This window comes from Deltaproteobacteria bacterium, from assembly GCA_026712905.1.
Lineage (GTDB): Bacteria > Desulfobacterota > Binatia > UBA9968 > JAJDTQ01 > JAJDTQ01.
The window spans coordinates 1-3,947 of sequence record JAPOPM010000233.1; the positions used below are offsets into that span (position 1 = coordinate 1).

The window sequence follows — 3,947 nt, forward strand, 5'->3', positions numbered from 1 at the left end:
CTGCGCAAGGGAGATATCGAGCAGGGGTTCGCCGAATGCGCCCACGTTTTCGAGGACACCTTCATCCTGCCCACCACCCAGCACGTGGCGCTGGAGCCCCACGGCTGCATCGCGGCGTTCCAGCCCGACGGGCGCGTGAACCTGTGGTCCACAACCCAGAACCCGTTCGTGGTGCGCACCCAGCTCGCCAACATCTTCAAGATGCCGGTATCGAAGATCCGCATCATGGTGCCGTATCTCGGCGGCGGCTACGGCAGCAAGGTCTATCCCAAGATCGAACCGCTGACCATGGCTCTCGCCCAGAAGGCCAAGCGCCCGGTGCGAATCCTGCTGAGCCGCGAAGAGGTATTCTACACGGTCACCAAGCACGCCGCGTTCATCCGCATGAAGACCGGGGTCAAGGCCGACGGCACCTTCCATGCCCGCGAGGCGGAGGTCTTCCTCGACACCGGCGCGTTCGCGGAGATCGGCCCCCGGGTGGCCAAGAAGTCGGCCTACACCGCCGCCGGCCCCTACAAGTTCAGCCACGTGAAGATCGACGCCAAGTCGGTGTACACCAACAAGCCGCCGGCCGGGGCGTTCCGCGGCTTCGGCGTGTCCCAGTCGGCCTGGGCCAGCGAATCCCAGACCGACATCATCGCCAAGGCGCTGGGGCGGGACCCCTACGAGCTGCGCATGCAGAACATCTACGACGAGGGCGACGAATTCGTCACCGGCGAGAAGCTCTGGAGCATCGGCGTCAAGGGATGCCTGGAGAAGGTCGCCCAGGAGATGAAGTGGGACGAGCCCATGCCCGCGTCGGACGATCCTTCCAAGGTGCGCGGCAGGGGGCTGGCGGCGCTCATCAAGGCCACCATCACGCCGTCCATCTCGTGCGCCGCCATCAAGCTCAACGAAGACGGCAGCGTCAACGTGTTCACCAGCACGGTGGAGATGGGACAGGGCTCGGACACGGCCATGGCCGCCATCGTGGCGGACACCCTGGGGATTACCCTCGACCAGGTGTCGGTGCTGGGGGTGGACACGGACGTGGTGCCCTACGACCTCACCACTTCGTCGAGCCGCTCCACCTTCCACATGGGCAAGGCGCTGGAGCTGGCGTCCCTGGACCTGTGCGAACAGCTCCGCAGGTTCGTTTCCGAGGAGCACGGGGTGCCGTTCGAGGAGACGCGCATGGAGGGCGGCAAGGTGCTGTTCCGGGAAAACGCCCTGGATATCCGCGAGGTGCTGTTCAACCACTTCGGCATGCAGGGAGGCACGCTGGTGGGGCGCGGCGAGGTGAAGACCAGCACCGTGGACCCGGACACCGGCGACAAGACCACCTCGTCCTTCTGGTTCGTGGGCGCCGGCGGCAGCGAGGTGGAGATTGACAAGGACACGGGCAGGGTTCGGGTTCTGAAGCACGCCACCGCGGTGGACGTGGGCCGGGTGATCACGCCGCTGGGCTGCCAGCAGCAGCTCGTGGGCGGGGCCATCACCGGCCTGGGCCAGGCGCTGTTCGAGCAGATGGTGTGGGACAACGGCATTCTGGTGAATCCCAATCTCGTGGACTACGTGCTGCCGGCCCTGGGCGACATGCCCGACGAGATCACGCCCATCGCCGTGGAGGTGCCGCACAAGAACGGCCCCTTCGGCGCCAAGGGCATCGGCGAGACCTCGCTCATCCCGGTGGCGCCCTCCATCGCCAACGCGGTGGACGACGCCGTGGACGTGCGCATCAAGGATCTGCCGGTGACGGCGGAGAAGATATTCCTGGGGATGCTCGACACCAAGCGCCCGTCCGAGTAGTCGGGAATCTACCGCGGGGCAAGGACATTTGCGTGTAGGGGCGACCCGCGGTCGCCCCTGGGGCGGCGGCCCGGGCAAGGGCGACCGCGGGTCGCCCCTACAGGGTCCGCGGGGTACCAGGAAGACGATTGAGCGAAGTAACCGGACAGCACATCAGTAACCGAGAACCAAAACAACCGACCCTGAAACGAATCGATCGTAGTGGGGCAAGGAGGAACAAGCATGAAGCTCAAAGACCGTGTAGCGATTATCACCGGATCCGGCCGCAATATCGGCGAGGCGGCCGCCAAGCTGTTCGCCTCGGAGGGCGCCAAGATCTGCATCGTGGACATGGACCCGGGGCGCGGCGAGAAGGTCGTGAGCGACCTCAAGGCCGCCGGCCATGAAGCCATCTACGCCAAATGCAACGTCGCCGACACCGAAGACGTCAAGGCCATGGTGAATGCCACGGTGGACGCCTTCGGCGGCATCGACATCCTGGTGAACAACGCCGCCGTGACCGACCACGAGACCATCTTCAGCATCTCCGAGGAGGAGTGGGACCTGGTTATCGACGTGACCCTCAAGGGCCCGTTCCTCGTCGGCCGCTACGCGGCCGAGCAGATGGTCAAGCAGGGCAGGGGCGGCGTCATCGTCAACGTCGCGTCGACGTCGGGCCTTTCCGGCCGCACCGACGCCATCGCCTACATGGCGGCCAAGGGCGGCGTGGTCAACCTCTCCCGCGGCATGGCGGTGCAGCTTTCGCAGTACAACATCCGGGTCAACTGCCTGACCCCCAACCGTTCGGGCTCGCCCGTGGGCCAGGACGAGGGCGCCGTGGGCCGGGAGTTCAAGAACCTGGCGGGACGCCTGGGCACCGCCGACGACCAGGCCAAGGCCATGCTCTTCCTGGCCAGCGACGACTCGGGCTTCGTGTGGGGCGAGAACCTCATCTGCGACGGCGGCGTCAGCGCGGCATCGAACTTCCCCAAGGAGCGGGTACCGGCGAACTGAACGGATCGCCGAAACAGCGTCACCGCGTGCCCCTGCCGGGTGACGCCAAGGCGTAGGCGCGGAGGCGGGGTTGCACACCCGTCTCCGCGCCCGCGGGGGGGACGGGTGCGCGTTCGTACCCATGGATCAGTCGCTGCAATTTCCTTGACATCGGTTCAAGCCTTCGACTAGTGTCGGGCGGCTGACAGAAGAAAGGGGGACGCAATGGCAGCACTATCCAAATCGTTGGTGGGCCTTGTACTGGCAGGGTTGATGTGCGTGGCCGGCGTGGCGGTTCCGGATGACGCACAGGCGAAGATTATCCTTAAGGTGACGACCCAGTCGACCCGCCCCGGAACACCGCGTGCCGACTATCTGGTGCACTTCAAGAACGGGGTGGCGAAGCGGACCAATGGCGAGATCGAGGTCCAGATCTACTGGGCCAACTCTCTCGTGCACGCCAAGGAGGCGCTGGAAGCGGTGCAGTTGGGCACGGCGGACATGGCCGATCTGGCCGTCGGGTATTTCTCCGACAAGATCAAGCTGCTTCAGGTGGCGGGTCTGCCCTTTTCCGTCAGTGATCCGGTGAAGGCACGGGAAGGCGGCATGCGCCTGCTCAGGGAGGTGCCGGAGGCGCTGGGGGAGATCACCAAGTTCGGTCATGTGTTCGTGGGCATGACCGCGACGGCGGAATATCACCTCAATTCTCGCGGGCCCATCCCGGACTTGGCGGCGCTCAAGGGCAAGAAGGTCGGCACCTTCGGCCGTATCGCGCCCAAGGCCATTCAGGCCGCGGGAGCGGTCTCCGTCAGCACGACCGGGGGTGAGGTGTACGAGGCCCTCCAGCGCAAGACCATTGACGCGCGCATCATGTCTTTCGAGACGGTCCAGCGGTTCAAGACGTACGAGGTGGCCAAGTACGTGAACACGATCGCCATGGGATGCATCGCGGGTGTTACGCCGTTCACCATGAACAAGGCGAAGTGGGACTCCCTGTCGAAGGAGCACCAGAAGATCATCCTGGAGGAAGGCGAACGGGTGGGCGTGTGGGAGGCCCAGGCCATGAGGGACGGCGACGTCAAGTTCCAGAACTTCCTCAAGGGCCAGGGCGTCAAGATCATCGAGTTCTCACGCTCCGACCGGGAGAAATGGAAGAACACCGCGGGCGTCAAGAAGATCAACGCGGA

The 3,947-nt window shown here is 65.2% G+C and carries 3 protein-coding genes; all 3 read left to right on the forward strand.

Translation table 11 applies throughout. The annotated features are described in order from the left end of the window. A partial coding sequence (locus tag OXF11_19920) for a molybdopterin-dependent oxidoreductase (GenBank protein ID MCY4489368.1) occupies nt 1–1,788 on the forward strand: 1,788 nt, incomplete at its 5' end. A gap of 222 nt (nt 1,789–2,010) precedes the next feature. Beyond that, entirely contained in the window at nt 2,011–2,781 is a 771-nt protein-coding gene (locus OXF11_19925) for an SDR family oxidoreductase (GenBank protein MCY4489369.1), read from the forward strand. A 204-nt stretch (nt 2,782–2,985) separates the two neighbouring features. Beyond that, nucleotides 2,986–3,947, forward strand: a 962-nt coding sequence (gene dctP, locus OXF11_19930; GenBank protein ID MCY4489370.1) for a TRAP transporter substrate-binding protein DctP, incomplete at its 3' end; no start/stop codon positions are given.